The organism is Halobacillus sp. B23F22_5 (assembly GCF_043497085.1).
In the GTDB taxonomy this organism is placed as follows: Bacteria; Bacillota; Bacilli; order Bacillales; family Halobacillaceae; genus Thalassobacillus.
Genome location: NZ_JBIEKI010000002.1, coordinates 86,586 through 100,521 on the forward strand (window position 1 = coordinate 86,586; position 13,936 = coordinate 100,521).

A 13,936-nucleotide genomic window follows, 5' to 3' on the forward strand; every position below is an offset into this window, starting at 1 on the left:
TAATATTAGATTTAGCACTCAACAGACAAGAGTGCTAACAGAGGTGATCATCATGTTGACAGAGAGGCAATTACTGGTACTGCAAGTGATTATTGATGAATTCATCCAAACGGCACAACCCGTGGGTTCCCGTTCCATTTCTAAGAAAGGCGAAGTCACATTCAGTTCCGCAACAATCCGAAACGAGATGGCGGATCTGGAAGAGATGGGGCTGATTGAAAAGACACACTCTTCTTCAGGCAGGGTTCCTTCTGAAAAAGGGTATCGCTTCTATGTAGATCATCTGTTATCTCCTTTCCGTCTTTCAAATAAAGAAATACGTTCTATTCAGGAAACTTTTCGGGATCAGATGCTTGAGTTTGAAAGAGTGGTTCAAAAGTCGGCAGGGATACTTTCCGATTTGACGAATTACACATCAATCATCCTCGGACCTGAGGTGTTCGAAACGAAGTTGAAACAGCTTCAGATAGTACCATTGACTCCTCAGACAGCTGTAGCGATCCTAGTGACGAATACTGGCCATGTCGAGCACCGGGCATTCAATATTCCTCAGGAAATTGAGGCAAATGACCTGGAAAAGATGGTGAATATATTAAATGACCGTTTGTACGGAGTGCCGTTAGTACAGCTGCATGAAAAGATTTTTAATGAAGTGGGAGACTTGCTGAAAACCCACACGAGGAATTATGAACAGGCATTCCAGTACCTGCAAGCGGCTTTGCTTAATGAACAGCCTGCGAAATTATATGTTGGTGGAAAAACCAATATTCTCATGCAGCCAGAGTTCAAAGATTTAGAAAAAGTTAGATCTTTGTATGCCATGATGGAGAAGGAAAGTGAGATTGTACACTTGCTTCGCAGCGAGCATCCGGGTATACACGTGAAAATAGGCCATGAGAATGAGGTAGACGCCATGCAGGACTGCAGTTTAATTACAGCAAGTTATGCCTTGGGTGATGATCAAATTGGGACCATTGCTTTACTGGGTCCCACCAGGATGGAATATAACCGTGTCATCAAGCTGATGAATGTATTATCATCTGAAATGACAGATACCTTTAACTCCTGGTATCAAGGTGAATAAATAAGGGTAAGAATGGATGAAGATGGGCAGCTTCTCTTCCCATCCCTTATTTTTGTCCTTTTACTTTTGTCCAGGCTATAAAAGTGTTATAGTCTTAACGGTGAATAGAACTAGAGGGGGTGTCGGAATGTCAAAAGACAACCAGCAAGAACAAGAAATCATTACAGATGCTGAAGAAACAGCGACAGAAGAAGAATTGGAACAGGAAGTTCTCGAGGAAGAACAGTCCGAAGATAATGAGCTGGAAAATTTAAAGCAAGAATATGATGAACTTAATAATCGTTTGCTTCGACTACAAGCAGATTATGATAATTTCCGCAGACGTACGATGAAAGAACGGGAAGCGGATCGTAAATATAAATCCCAGGACTTGGTCACCGAACTGGTACCGGTGCTGGATAACTTTGACCGCGCGTTGAAAGTGGACGTCGAAGGTGATGCTGCTAAAGGTTTCATAGATGGTATGAAAATGGTCTACCAGCAATTCAAAGCAGCACTGGAAAAAGAGGGAGTAGAAGAAATAAAAGCTGAGGGTGAAGAGTTTGATCCTCACCTCCATCAAGCAGTGATGCAGGATAATGATGAAAACTATGAATCCAATGTAGTTATTGAAGAAATGCAAAAGGGTTACAAGTTGAAAGATCGTGTCATCCGTCCGGCGATGGTCAAAGTGAATCAATAGCCCGGGTGATTTGAAAAGCAGGATAAACAAACTCCGTATACCAGGGAGTTCCACTAATATATCCAACATAGTAGAGCTATAAGGAGGAATTTTGCAATGGGTAAAATCATTGGTATTGACTTAGGTACAACAAACTCTTGTGTCGCTGTAATGGAAGGCGGCGAATCAAAAGTAATTCCAAATCCGGAAGGTAACCGTACAACACCTTCTGCTGTCGCTTTTAAAAATGGTGAGCGTCAAGTGGGTGAAGTTGCTAAGCGTCAGGCGATTACTAACCCGAACACAATTCTTTCCATTAAACGTTATATGGGTACTGACCATAAAGTTGAAGTGGAAGGGAAAGAATATACACCACAAGAAATCTCTGCAATCATCCTGCAATATATTAAAGGATATGCAGAAGATTACCTTGGTGAAACGGTAGACAAAGCTGTCATTACCGTACCGGCATATTTCAACGATGCAGAACGTCAGGCTACTAAAGATGCAGGTAAAATCGCTGGCATCGAAGTAGAACGTATCATCAACGAGCCGACTGCTGCAGCACTTGCCTATGGTATCGATAAAGAAGACCAGGACCAGACAATCCTTGTTTACGACCTTGGTGGCGGTACTTTCGACGTTTCTATCCTCGATATTGGCGACGGTACATTTGAAGTTGTATCTACTGCTGGTGACAACCGTCTTGGTGGTGACGACTTTGACCAGGTAATCATCGATCATATGGTAGCAGAATTCAAGAAAGAAAATGGTATTGACCTTTCCCAGGATAAAATGGCTAAACAACGTTTGAAAGATGCTGCTGAAAAAGCGAAGAAGGATCTTTCTGGTGTTGCTCAAACTCAGATTTCCCTGCCGTTTATCACAGCAGGTGAAGCTGGTCCATTGCACCTGGAAATGACATTGACACGTGCTAAATTCGAAGAGCTTTCTTCTGATCTAATTGAGCGCTCTATGAAACCGACTCGTCAAGCGCTAAAAGACGCTGGTCTTTCTTCCAGCGAAATTGATAAAGTTATCTTAGTCGGTGGTTCCACGCGTATTCCAGCTGTACAGGAAGCATTGAAAAAAGAGGTTGGAAAAGAACCATCTAAAGGAGTTAACCCTGATGAAGTTGTAGCTCTTGGTGCTTCTATTCAAGGTGGAGTCCTGCAAGGGGACGTTAAAGATGTTGTCCTTCTGGATGTTACTCCACTATCACTTGGCATCGAAACAATGGGTGGCGTAACTACTAAACTTATTGAACGGAACACAACAATTCCAACAAGCCACTCCCAAGTATTCTCAACTGCAGCAGACAACCAGACTGCCGTTGATATCCATGTACTGCAAGGGGAGCGTGAAATGGCCCAGGACAACAAGACGCTTGGTCGTTTCCAATTGACGGACATCCCGCCAGCACCACGTGGCGTACCTCAAATCGAAGTATCTTTTGATATCGATGCTAATGGTATCGTTAATGTCCGTGCGAAAGATATGGGTACAAATAAAGAGCAGTCCATTACTATTAAATCTTCTTCTGGCCTTTCTGACGAAGAAGTAGAAAAGATGGTCCAGGAAGCAGAAGAAAATGCGGAAGCAGATAAGAAACGCCGTGAAGAAGTAGAGCTTCGCAATGAGGCGGATCAAATGATCTTTACTACTGAAAAGACCTTAAAAGATTTAGGCGAACAAGTTTCTGAGGATGAAAAGCAACAAGCAGAAACTGCTAAAGATGAATTAAAAGAAGCGCTGGAAGGCGAAGATCTTGAGAAAATCAAAGAAAAGAAAGAAGCGCTTCAGGAACACGTTCAAAATCTTTCAGCAAAAGTGTATGAGCAAGCAGCACAGCAAGCTCAAGCTCAGCAGGAAGCACAAGGTGAAGGCAGCGAAGACGATGTAGTCGATGCTGATTATGAAGAAGTCAATGAAGAAGACGACAAAAAGTAAGTAAGTCAAGTTAAAAGTCAAAGTCAGGAATCCCTTGGCTTTGACTTTTTTCACGTAAGCGAAAGTTAAGGAAGAAGATTTGAAAATAGCTTTGTACCAATGTTATTATTAACTTTATGCAATAGTGCCGGGAGAGTGATCGTCAAGTGAGTAAACGAGACTACTATGACGTGCTTGGAGTCGACAAAGGGGCTTCCAAGGACGAAATCAAAAAAAGTTACAGAAAACTTGCCCGCAAGTACCATCCGGACGTAAGTGAGGAACCGGATGCTGCGGATAAGTTCAAAGAAGTAAAAGAAGCTTATGAAGTATTAAGTGATCAGCAAAAACGTGCACAATACGACCAATTTGGTCATGCCGGTGCCCAAGGTCAAGGAGGCTTTGGCGGTTTCGGTGGAGGCGCTGAAGACTTCGGTGGATTCGGCGATATATTCGATATGTTCTTCGGCGGTGGCGGCGGTAGAAGACGTGATCCAAACGCGCCGCGTAAAGGTGCCGATTTACAATATACAATGACGCTTGGATTCGAAGAAGCCATCTTCGGTAAAGAAACAGATATTGAAATCCCGAAAGAGGAAGAATGTGAAACTTGTGATGGTTCAGGTGCCAAGCCAGGGACTACCCCTGAGACTTGTCATCACTGTCAGGGGAGCGGTCAGCTGAACGAAGAGCAGAATACACCATTCGGTCGAGTGGTCAACCGTCGTGTATGTCATTATTGCCAGGGGAGCGGCAAGATTGTCAAAGACAAATGTAATACTTGTGGCGGATCCGGTAAAGTGACAAAACGTAAGAAAATCCACGTCAGCATTCCAGCGGGAATTGACGAAGGGATGCAAATTCGGATTGCAGGACAAGGGGAAGCGGGCGCCAACGGAGGACCTGCAGGTGATCTTTTTGTTGTCGTACGTGTCCAGTCACATGAGTTCTTCGAACGTGATGGCGACCATATCTTCTGTGAAATGCCTGTTACTTTCGCACAAGCTGCTCTTGGGGACGAATTGGAAGTGCCGACTGTGCATGGTAAAGTGAAGCTGAAAGTACCAGCAGGCACACAGACAGGCAAGACATTCCGTCTGAAAGGGAAAGGTGCTCCTAATGTCAGAGGAGGCGGCCATGGAGACCAACATGTCAAGATCCGTGTTGTGACTCCGCAGAACCTGACCGAGAGACAGAAAGAGCTGCTCAGGGAGTTTAATGATATAAGCGGTAATGAAGCAACAGATGAACAGCATGGCAACTTTTTTCAAAAAATGAAGCGAGCGTTCAAGGGCGAGTAAGGGGAGAGGCTGGTCAAAATCAGAGACATCTATTTTGATTCAGCCTCTAAATATGTGTAGGATTACAATATTATATTTAAAACGACTGGAAAAGAGTTGATTGGGATGAAATGGTCAGAAATTTGTATCCATACTACAAATGAAGCAGTGGAACCAGTTTCCAATATTCTGCATGAGGCAGGAGCCAGTGGGGTAGTCATCGAAGATCCACAGGATATGGAGAAAGAACGCCGAGCCGGGTTTGGCGAGCTGTATGATTTAGACCCTGAGGATTATCCATCCGAAGGTGTATATGTAAAAGCTTATCTTCCTGTTAACAGTTTTCTAAGTGAAACCATTGATGAAATTAAACAGTCAGTTAACAATTTGGCTGCTTATGATATCCAGCTGGGCAATAATGAAGTTACGCTTTCTGAAGTGAATGAAGAAGATTGGGCGAATGAGTGGAAAAAATATTATAAGCCTGTGAAAATTTCAGATAAAGTCACGATTATTCCTACTTGGGAGGACTATCAACCGGTATCCAGTGACGAAGTCATCATTGAGATGGACCCCGGTATGGCGTTTGGTACAGGTACCCATCCAACAACCGTACTAAGTATCCAGGCAATCGAACGTTTTATTAAGAAAGATGATCATGTATTGGATGTTGGTTCGGGTTCAGGAATTCTAAGTGTAGCCTCGGTGTTGCTTGGCGCCTCCAGGGTGTCTGCATTTGATCTGGATGACATTGCTGTTACAAGCACAGAGAATAACGCCAAGTTGAACAGGGTGGACGATCGCATAACCTCACGCCAGAATGATTTATTAAAAGGTGTCGATGAAACTGCAGATTTGATTGTCTCGAATATTCTCGCTGAGATTATTGTCGGGTTCACAGAGGATGCCTATCATCTATTGAAAAAAGGCGGCTATTTCATAACCTCGGGGATTATTCAAGGCAAGAAAGAAGACGTAAAGCAGAATTTGACTCAGGCCGGGTTTGAAATAATCGAAGTGAACCAAATGGAAGATTGGATTTGTATAATTGCAAAGAAATAGCGGGTAAAGCAGGTGCTTGATATGCAGCGATATTTTGTAGAAGCAGATAACTGGCATGGCGATAAGGTAATCATCCATGGGGAAGATGTTCATCATATCGGACGGGTTATGCGTATGTCCCCCGATGATGAAATTATCTGTAATCATCCAAGTGGCAAAGCTGCACGATGTCAAATTGTCAGTGTTGAGAAAGAGGCTGTGTACTGCAGGTTGGTAGAATGGATGGAAGAAAATGTTGAACTTCCTATTGAAATCACCATAGTCCAATCACTTGGCAAGGGTGATAAGTTAGAAACTGTTGTACAAAAAGGGTCAGAATTAGGTGCTTCACGGTTCATCCCTTATCAAGCAGAACGATCTGTAGTAAAATGGGATAAAAAAAAGGCGGATAAAAAAATTTCGCGCCTGGAAAAAATTGCGAAAGAAGCTAGCGAACAATGCCACCGTAACAAGGTGCCGGTAATTGAACCCCTTCATGGTTTGGACAAACTGATTCAGACCAGTGAACAGTATACGTGGAAACTGTTTGCTTATGAGGATGAGGCAAAGCGGGATGAATATAAGTCACTGTCGAATTTAGTCGGAAGGATGGAGCCTGGTGAAACTCTCTTGGCGGTCATCGGTCCGGAGGGTGGTTTTTCCGAATCAGAAGCAATGAAGCTTTCAGAAGCCGGTTTTCATTCGGTGCGACTAGGTCCAAGGATTTTACGGATGGAAACAGCACCGCTTTATTTGCTAGCAAGTATTTCGTATCATCTTGAAGAATTGAGGTGATGAAAATGCCTACAGTGGCATTTCATACATTAGGGTGTAAAGTAAATCATTATGAGACAGAAGCAGTCTGGCAATTATTCAAAGACCAGGGCTATGAGCGTGTCGATTTTGATCGTGAATCAGATGTCTATGTCATTAATACTTGTACGGTTACGAATACCGGTGATAAGAAAAGCCGGCAGGTCATCCGCAGAGCAATAAGAAAAAATCCGGACGGTGTCATTTGTGTCACAGGCTGTTATGCCCAGACTTCTCCAGGTGAAATCATGGACATCCCTGGAGTGGATATTGTAGTAGGGACACAGAACCGGGTGAAAATGCTTGATTATATTGAGCAATATAAAAAAGAACGACAGCCAATTAATGGCGTAACTAATATCATGAAGAACCGTGTTTACGAAGAATTGGACGTTCCGTACTTTACAGACCGTACGCGCGCTTCTTTGAAAATCCAGGAAGGCTGCAACAACTTTTGTACCTTCTGCATCATTCCATGGGCTCGTGGTCTAATGCGGTCAAGAAAGCCTGAGGATGTCATTAAACAAGCACAACAGCTTGTCGATGCGGGCTACAAGGAAATTGTGTTGACAGGGATTCATACCGGCGGTTATGGAGAAGATATGAAAGATTACAACCTCGCCATGCTCCTTAGAGAACTGGATGAGCAGGTGACCGGGTTAAAACGCATTCGTATTTCATCCATTGAAGCAAGTCAAATCACTGATGATGTTATCAAAGTGTTAAATGACTCTGATAAGATTGTACGACACTTACACATTCCTTTACAATCCGGTTCGGATTCTGTCTTAAAACGGATGAGAAGGAAGTATACGATGGAATTTTATAAGGAGCGCATCGAACGTATCAAAGAAGCGCTGCCTAACTTGGCAATCACTTCAGATGTCATTGTTGGTTTTCCAGGGGAAACCGATGAAGAGTTCATGGAAACCTACCAGGCCATCCAGGATATTGGTTACTCCGAACTGCATGTCTTTCCTTTTTCAAAACGGACAGGAACCCCAGCTGCCCGTATGACCGACCAAGTCGATGAGGAAGTGAAAAACGACCGTGTTCACCGGCTTATCGAGTTGTCTAATCAACAGGCGAAGGAATATGCGTCTATGTTTGAAAATGAAGTGCTGGAGGTCATCCCGGAAGAGGAAGATAAAGAAGGCAATGAGGAAGGTGTATTAATCGGTTACACGGATAACTACCTGAAAGTGAAATTTGAAGGCTCCAAAGAATTAATCGGAGAAATAGTGAAGGTTAAAATCACTAAAGCAGGTTATCCTTATAATGAAGGACAGTTTGTACGTGTCATGGATGAACCTGATTTGAGTAGTCATGTCACTGCAATTTAAATAAGAAGAAGGCAGCCATGCGAGAGATTCGTGTGGCTTTTTTTACACTTTAAGCAAGTTTAACTTTGTTAAAGGATTAATGTATAAGAAATTTTTCGCCATAAGTACTTGGCGACAAGTCAAGTTTTTCTAACAGGAAGAGACTAGACATAGAATTTACTTTTGCTTCGTGCTATGATGAAGAGGTACGGACAACCAAACGATATCCAGAAAGGAAGAGCGTTATGGAAAACTTAGCAAAATATATTGATCATACCCAATTAAAGCCTGAAACATCAAAAGAAAAGATAGATCAAGTATGTCAGGAAGCTAAAGAATATGAATTTGCTTCTGTTTGTGTCAACCCATACTGGGTCAACTACTGTTATGAACAGTTAAAAGAAACTTCTGTCAAGGTATGTACGGTAATCGGTTTCCCTCTCGGAGCAAACACGAAAGAGATAAAAGCTTTTGAAACAAAGCAAGCTATCGAGAATGGTGCTGCGGAAGTGGATATGGTCATCAATGTCGGTGCCCTTAAATCAAAAGACTATGACACTGTACAAGCTGATATCGAAGCTGTTGTAAGAGAAGCAGAAGACAAAGCTCTAGTAAAAGTGATTATTGAAACTTCTTTACTTACTAAAGAAGAAAAAGTCCAGGCTTGTGAGCTGGCTGTTAAAGCTGGAGCTGACTATGTGAAGACTTCTACTGGTTTTTCCGGGGGAGGAGCCACTGTAGAAGACATTAAATTAATGCGTACCACTGTAGGACCGGAGCTTGGCGTAAAAGCTTCTGGCGGAGTACGTGATTTCGAATCTACAAAAGCAATGATTGATGCTGGTGCAACACGTATTGGTGCGAGCTCTGGTATTCAAATTATCAAAGGCGAGCAAGGAACTTCTGATTATTAAAATAGAAATTAAAACCAGCCATGCATAAGCAGGCTGGTTTATTTGTTGTGCAAACGTGTAAGCCACTTTTCAAATGGTTTCAGAAATGGATAGAAAAAGAAAATGGTCAAGGTATTGAATAGAACGGCCAAATGAGCTAATTGTCTGCCAGGGTCTGGTGTTAACCATTGCGACACTGTATCTAATAAGCTGAGAAACGGCAGAAAAAGCATGACACTGATCAGATTGTACCAAATATGACTGGATGCTACTACTCTGGCCTGTTTATCTAAAGCCACGCCTGCTATCGAGGCAGTAATGCATGTGCCGATATTTGTTCCGAGGATGACAGCGATAGCAGAAGACATAGAAATAGCTCCCTGATCCAGCAAGGAAAGTGTAACCCCAAACATTGCAGAAGAGGATTGAATTAACCCTGATCCGATAATTCCAAAAAATAGTGCTGATATCGTAGAACTATTTAGGGAAGAAACCCAATCTTCCGCTCCAGGAAGCACCATCATATCTGAAATAGAGCCGCCCAAGTTTTCTAATGCAAGAAAGATGACTGCTAGTCCAAAAAGAATAGTACCCCATGCGAAAGTCTTCTGGTGCTGAATGATGATCATTAAAACGCCTGCTATAAGTAAGGCAGCATAAGGAAGGTGGAGGGATAAACTAAGAATCTCTCCGGTAATCGTCGTACCAAGATTCGCCCCGAGCATGATACCAATAGCCTGTGTCACTTTCATATACTTAGTGGTAACAAGCCCCATTGCTAACACGATGACTACCGAACTGCTTTGAAGCACCCCTGTTGCTGCAAATCCTGTTAATATTGCAGTGAATGGATTATTTGAAAAATGTTGAATCCATTGCTTGGTCCGATGATAGGATAGTTGAAATAGGCCGATTTTCAAGCATTGAAGCCCGAATAAAAACATTAATAATAACACGGTTAGTTTTGAAATCAATTCCATAAGCATTTGACCACACCTCATAACACTATATGGACAAGGACGCAGAATAATGTGCAAAAATCTAATGTTCTATTCACTTAAAATGGCAAGAATGGAACAAATTCAACGAAATAAGTTGACCCAACTTAGGGGTTATAATATAATTATCAAAGGCATGCAAGGTAGAGATGCATGCAGAGAAGATACTTGCTTTATGCTTCGGAGGGAGGGAAATAGCATGTCAAAAACAACTCGCGTTCGTAAAAACGAGTCTCTTGAAGATGCTCTTCGTCGCTTCAAAAAGAGTGTATCCAAATCTGGAACGCTATCTGAATATCGTAAACGTGAACATTACGAAAAGCCTAGCGTACGCCGTAAGAAAAAGTCTGAGGCCGCTAGAAAGCGTAAGTGGTAAAAGAGGGTGTAGAGAGCTATGTCATTAGTTGAACGTCTCAATGAAGACATGAAACAAGCGATGCGGAATAAGGACAAAGAAAAATTGACTGTCATCCGTATGGTGAAGGCTTCCTTACAAAATGAAGCCATCAAGCTTGGTAGAGGCGAATTATCTGAAGAAGAAGAACTTACTGTTTTATCCCGAGAGGTAAAACAAAGGAAAGATTCCCTCCATGAATTTAAAGAAGCTGGACGCGAAGACCTTGTAGAAAAACTTAATCGTGAAATAGAGATTTTACAAGCATATATGCCGAAACAGCTTTCAGAAGAAGAACTTGAACAAGTTGTTCAAGATACGATTACAGAAGTAGGAGCTTCCTCTAAACAAGATATGGGGAAAGTTATGAGTGCTATCATGCCTAAAGTTAAAGGTAAGGCGGATGGTTCACAGGTGAACAAGCTCGTACTTAAACATTTGTCATGATCGTACGTGCATGATAAAAAAATCTCCCTTAAAACAGGGAGATTTTTTTATATATTTTTTATTTGAATGAAACTTAATTCAAAGGTGAAACGTATATATACCATGACTGTGTCAGGAAAGGAGTACCTAAATGAGACGAATTGCTCGTTATTTTATTTTGATGGTACTGCTGGTGGCCCTTTTGCCGATTATTGGTATGACGGGACATGAGATAAATGCAGAAGACGGGAAAGGGAAGCTTGTCTACATTATTCCCGTAGAGAATACGGTGGAAAGAGGGATGGAAGCATTTTTAAAGCGAGCCATTACAGAAGCTAAGGAAGCTGAAGCGGATCATGTTATCTTTGAAATTGCTACCCCTGGTGGCAGGGTTGATTCAGCTAATGCTATCGGAGAGCTATTCCAGGATTTAAAAATTCCCAATACTGCTTTTGTTACCACTCAGGCACTGTCAGCCGGCTCCTACATAGCCCTTAACTCTGATCAGATATACATGAAGCCCTCTGCCACAATGGGGGCTTCGGGAGTGATTACCTCAGATGGGAAGGCAGCGGATAAAAAAGCTCAATCTGCCTGGATTGCTGCAATGACTGCAGCAGCCGAATCCAATGGGAGGGACCCCATTTACGCAGAAGCAATGGCGGATCCATCAGTAGATCTCCCAGAGTATAACGCTCCAGAAGGGGAATTTCTTACATTGGGACCACGTGCAGCTGTAGAGGTAGGCTACGCGAAAGATGTAGTCAGCCACCGTACAGAACTGCTTAGCGAACTAGGGCTGTCAAAGGCGGAAATAGTGGAAACGAAACCTTCTTTAGCCGAAAACATCGCCAGCTTCTTGACCAATCCGGTGGTTGTTCCGATTCTTCTTTCAGTTGCAAGTCTGGGATTGATTGTTGAATTATACTCTCCTGGATTTGGAATACCTGGTACAATGGGGTTGCTCTCTCTGGTATTATTTTTCTATGGGCATATCATTGCCGGACTGGCAGGATATGAGGCGATCATTCTGCTTGTACTGGGAATCGTACTAGTGGTTGCTGAATTCTTTTTACCTGGAGGTATTGCAGGTGTGGCGGGGGCAGTGGCTATCGTGTCCTCATTGATGTTATCCGGAGCAGATACAGGTCATATGGCTATGAGCATCGGCATTGCAATCCTGGTAGCGATAGTCGCCTCTGTAATCTTATTCAAATATCTTGGATTGGAAAGGGGTTTTTTCCGGCACATCATACTTCAGGAAGCTACGACCACAGACAAAGGATTCGTCTCCTCTGTCAGCCGGTTAGAATTAATCGGTTTAGAGGGAGAAACGTTGACACCGCTGCGTCCTTCCGGCACTGCTGTGTTTGACGATGAAAGGTTGGATGTCGTATCGGAAGGGAGGTTTTTACAGGCAGGGCAGCCAGTAAAGATCATTAAAACAGAAGGTTCCCGCATTGTTGTGCGTGAATTAAATAAAGATAACTAAGGAGGAAAAAAGATGACGTTAAATGAACTAATGCCAATCATAATTATTGGGCTCATCATCATTGTGCTTGCTATCTTATTCACTTTCATTCCAGTCATGCTCTGGATCAGTGCATTGGCGGCAGGTGTACGTATCAGTATTTTCACACTTGTAGGAATGCGTTTGAGAAGGGTAATTCCATCTCGTGTCATTAATCCATTGATCAAGGCTCATAAAGCAGGTGTGAATGTAGACACCAATCAATTAGAGAGTCACTATTTAGCTGGCGGAAACGTAGACCGTGTAGTCAATGCCTTGATTGCTGCACAGCGTGCTAACATTGAACTAAGCTTTGAAAGATGTGCCGCTATTGATTTAGCAGGCCGTGATGTATTAGAAGCTGTACAAATGAGTGTCAATCCGAAAGTAATTGAAACACCATTCATTGCTGGTGTGGCTATGGATGGTATCGAAGTTAAAGCCAAGGCTCGTATTACCGTTCGGGCCAACATTGACCGTTTGGTCGGTGGTGCCGGTGAAGACACGGTCATTGCACGTGTTGGGGAAGGAATCGTCTCCACAATCGGTAGCTCTGAAAACCATAATAAAGTACTGGAAAATCCGGATCGTATTTCTCAAAATGTGTTATCAAAAGGATTGGATGCCGGTACTGCATTTGAAATATTATCCATAGATATTGCTGACATTGATATTGGTAAAAATATCGGAGCGATTCTGCAAACAGACCAGGCGGAAGCAGATAAGAATATTGCGCAGGCGAAAGCGGAAGAACGTCGTGCTATGGCAATTGCTCAAGAACAAGAGATGCGTGCCAGAGTACAAGAAATGCAGGCAAAAGTTGTTGAGGCAGAAGCTGAAGTACCTCAGGCACTTGCTGAAGCATTGCGATCCGGGAAGATGGGTGTCATGGACTACATGAATTACCGTAACATCAATGCGGATACAGACATGCGTGATACGTTAGGCAAACTTTCTAAAGAAGACCATGGAGAAGACGAAGAGAAATAATCATCTTCGTGGTATAAGGAGGATGAGTCCATGGGAAACTTCATTGATTTCATACTGAATAATATTTTCCTTGTAGCCGTTTTTATTGGAGGTATTATCAGCTGGTTAAATCGCATGAACGGGGAACAAGAGGAGGAGCGTCCTGCAAGGCAGCCCTCCTCGCCTGCACCACGTACTCCTTCAGGGCCAGTACGTCCCAAGACTGAGCGAGCAGAACAAGCCGAGCGAACACCAGGTAAGGCTGCAGGCGAAAGCAAAATGGAACGATATTATCAAGAGAAACAAAAGCATATCAAGGATATCTCAGCACGGGATATTGGTGATAAAGGCTCAGGTTCCTTTACGTATGAAACTCCGAACAGGAACATACATGACGCCTTGCCTGGGCAGATGGAAAGGACCAAACCGACGCAGTACAGTAAAAATGAAACAGCCCCGTCCCTTTCGATTAAGAGTAACCTGAATCGAAAGAAAATTGCTGAAAGTGTGATGATGGCTGAGATTTTAGGTCCGCCTCGTGCTCATAAACCACACCGGACATTCTCAAAACGAAATAATTATTAACAAGAACGCACGGATTGTAGTGATACAATCC

Annotated in this window: 14 protein-coding genes; 13 read left to right on the top strand and 1 reads right to left on the bottom strand. The window is 42.9% G+C overall.

Annotated elements, in window-relative coordinates:
- Positions 1 to 52 precede the first annotated feature (52 nt).
- From hrcA to deoC, 8 genes are all read left to right on the top strand, one after another.
- The gene (gene hrcA, locus ACGTN9_RS03735) at positions 53 to 1,084 is read left to right on the top strand and encodes a heat-inducible transcriptional repressor HrcA (protein WP_499590689.1); all 1,032 of its coding nucleotides are present in this window, start codon (positions 53 to 55) and stop codon (positions 1,082 to 1,084) included.
- Positions 1,085 to 1,211: 127 nt separating this feature from the next.
- Positions 1,212 to 1,766 carry a nucleotide exchange factor GrpE gene (gene grpE / locus ACGTN9_RS03740; RefSeq protein ID WP_499590691.1) on the top strand — a complete coding sequence of 185 codons (555 nt, stop codon included), beginning with the start codon at positions 1,212 to 1,214 and terminating at the stop codon, positions 1,764 to 1,766.
- Positions 1,767 to 1,862: 96 nt separating this feature from the next.
- On the top strand, positions 1,863 to 3,695 hold the full coding sequence (gene dnaK / locus ACGTN9_RS03745; RefSeq protein WP_499590693.1) for a molecular chaperone DnaK: 1,833 nt from the start codon (positions 1,863 to 1,865) through the stop codon (positions 3,693 to 3,695).
- A 146-nt stretch (positions 3,696 to 3,841) separates the two neighbouring features.
- A complete protein-coding gene (gene dnaJ / locus ACGTN9_RS03750; protein WP_499590695.1) occupies positions 3,842 to 4,975 on the top strand; it encodes a molecular chaperone DnaJ in 1,134 nt (377 codons plus the stop codon).
- A 105-nt stretch (positions 4,976 to 5,080) separates the two neighbouring features.
- Positions 5,081 to 6,016, top strand: coding sequence for a 50S ribosomal protein L11 methyltransferase (gene prmA, locus ACGTN9_RS03755; protein WP_499590697.1), 936 nt, complete (start codon positions 5,081 to 5,083; stop codon positions 6,014 to 6,016).
- A gap of 21 nt (positions 6,017 to 6,037) precedes the next feature.
- On the top strand, positions 6,038 to 6,790 hold the full coding sequence (locus tag ACGTN9_RS03760; RefSeq protein WP_499590699.1) for a 16S rRNA (uracil(1498)-N(3))-methyltransferase: 753 nt from the start codon (positions 6,038 to 6,040) through the stop codon (positions 6,788 to 6,790).
- Positions 6,791 to 6,795: 5 nt separating this feature from the next.
- The gene (mtaB, locus tag ACGTN9_RS03765) at positions 6,796 to 8,151 is read left to right on the top strand and encodes a tRNA (N(6)-L-threonylcarbamoyladenosine(37)-C(2))-methylthiotransferase MtaB (RefSeq protein WP_499590701.1); all 1,356 of its coding nucleotides are present in this window, start codon (positions 6,796 to 6,798) and stop codon (positions 8,149 to 8,151) included.
- Between the two features lie 224 nt (positions 8,152 to 8,375).
- Complete coding sequence (gene deoC, locus ACGTN9_RS03770) at positions 8,376 to 9,044, top strand: deoxyribose-phosphate aldolase (RefSeq protein WP_499590703.1); 669 nt, start codon at positions 8,376 to 8,378, stop codon at positions 9,042 to 9,044.
- Positions 9,045 to 9,082: 38 nt separating this feature from the next.
- On the opposite strand, the gene ACGTN9_RS03775 is transcribed toward deoC, so the two are convergent.
- Positions 9,083 to 10,009, bottom strand: a complete 927-nt coding sequence (locus tag ACGTN9_RS03775) for a Na/Pi symporter (RefSeq protein WP_499590705.1) — start codon at positions 10,007 to 10,009, stop codon at positions 9,083 to 9,085.
- Between the two features lie 211 nt (positions 10,010 to 10,220).
- Between ACGTN9_RS03775 and rpsU the strand changes: the two genes are divergently transcribed.
- The 5 genes from rpsU to ACGTN9_RS03800 all read left to right on the top strand — a co-directional run bounded on the left by rpsU (position 10,221) and on the right by ACGTN9_RS03800 (position 13,905).
- Positions 10,221 to 10,397, top strand: coding sequence for a 30S ribosomal protein S21 (gene rpsU, locus ACGTN9_RS03780; RefSeq protein WP_028783259.1), 177 nt, complete (start codon positions 10,221 to 10,223; stop codon positions 10,395 to 10,397).
- Positions 10,398 to 10,415: 18 nt separating this feature from the next.
- On the top strand, positions 10,416 to 10,862 hold the full coding sequence (locus tag ACGTN9_RS03785) for a GatB/YqeY domain-containing protein (protein WP_499590708.1): 447 nt from the start codon (positions 10,416 to 10,418) through the stop codon (positions 10,860 to 10,862).
- A 130-nt stretch (positions 10,863 to 10,992) separates the two neighbouring features.
- Positions 10,993 to 12,333, top strand: a complete 1,341-nt coding sequence (locus ACGTN9_RS03790; protein WP_499590710.1) for an NfeD family protein — start codon at positions 10,993 to 10,995, stop codon at positions 12,331 to 12,333.
- A gap of 12 nt (positions 12,334 to 12,345) precedes the next feature.
- Entirely contained in the window at positions 12,346 to 13,341 is a 996-nt protein-coding gene (gene floA / locus ACGTN9_RS03795) for a flotillin-like protein FloA (protein ID WP_093045551.1), read from the top strand.
- Positions 13,342 to 13,371: 30 nt separating this feature from the next.
- Entirely contained in the window at positions 13,372 to 13,905 is a 534-nt protein-coding gene (locus ACGTN9_RS03800) for a YqfB family membrane protein (protein ID WP_499590712.1), read from the top strand.
- Positions 13,906 to 13,936: the final 31 nt, after the last annotated feature.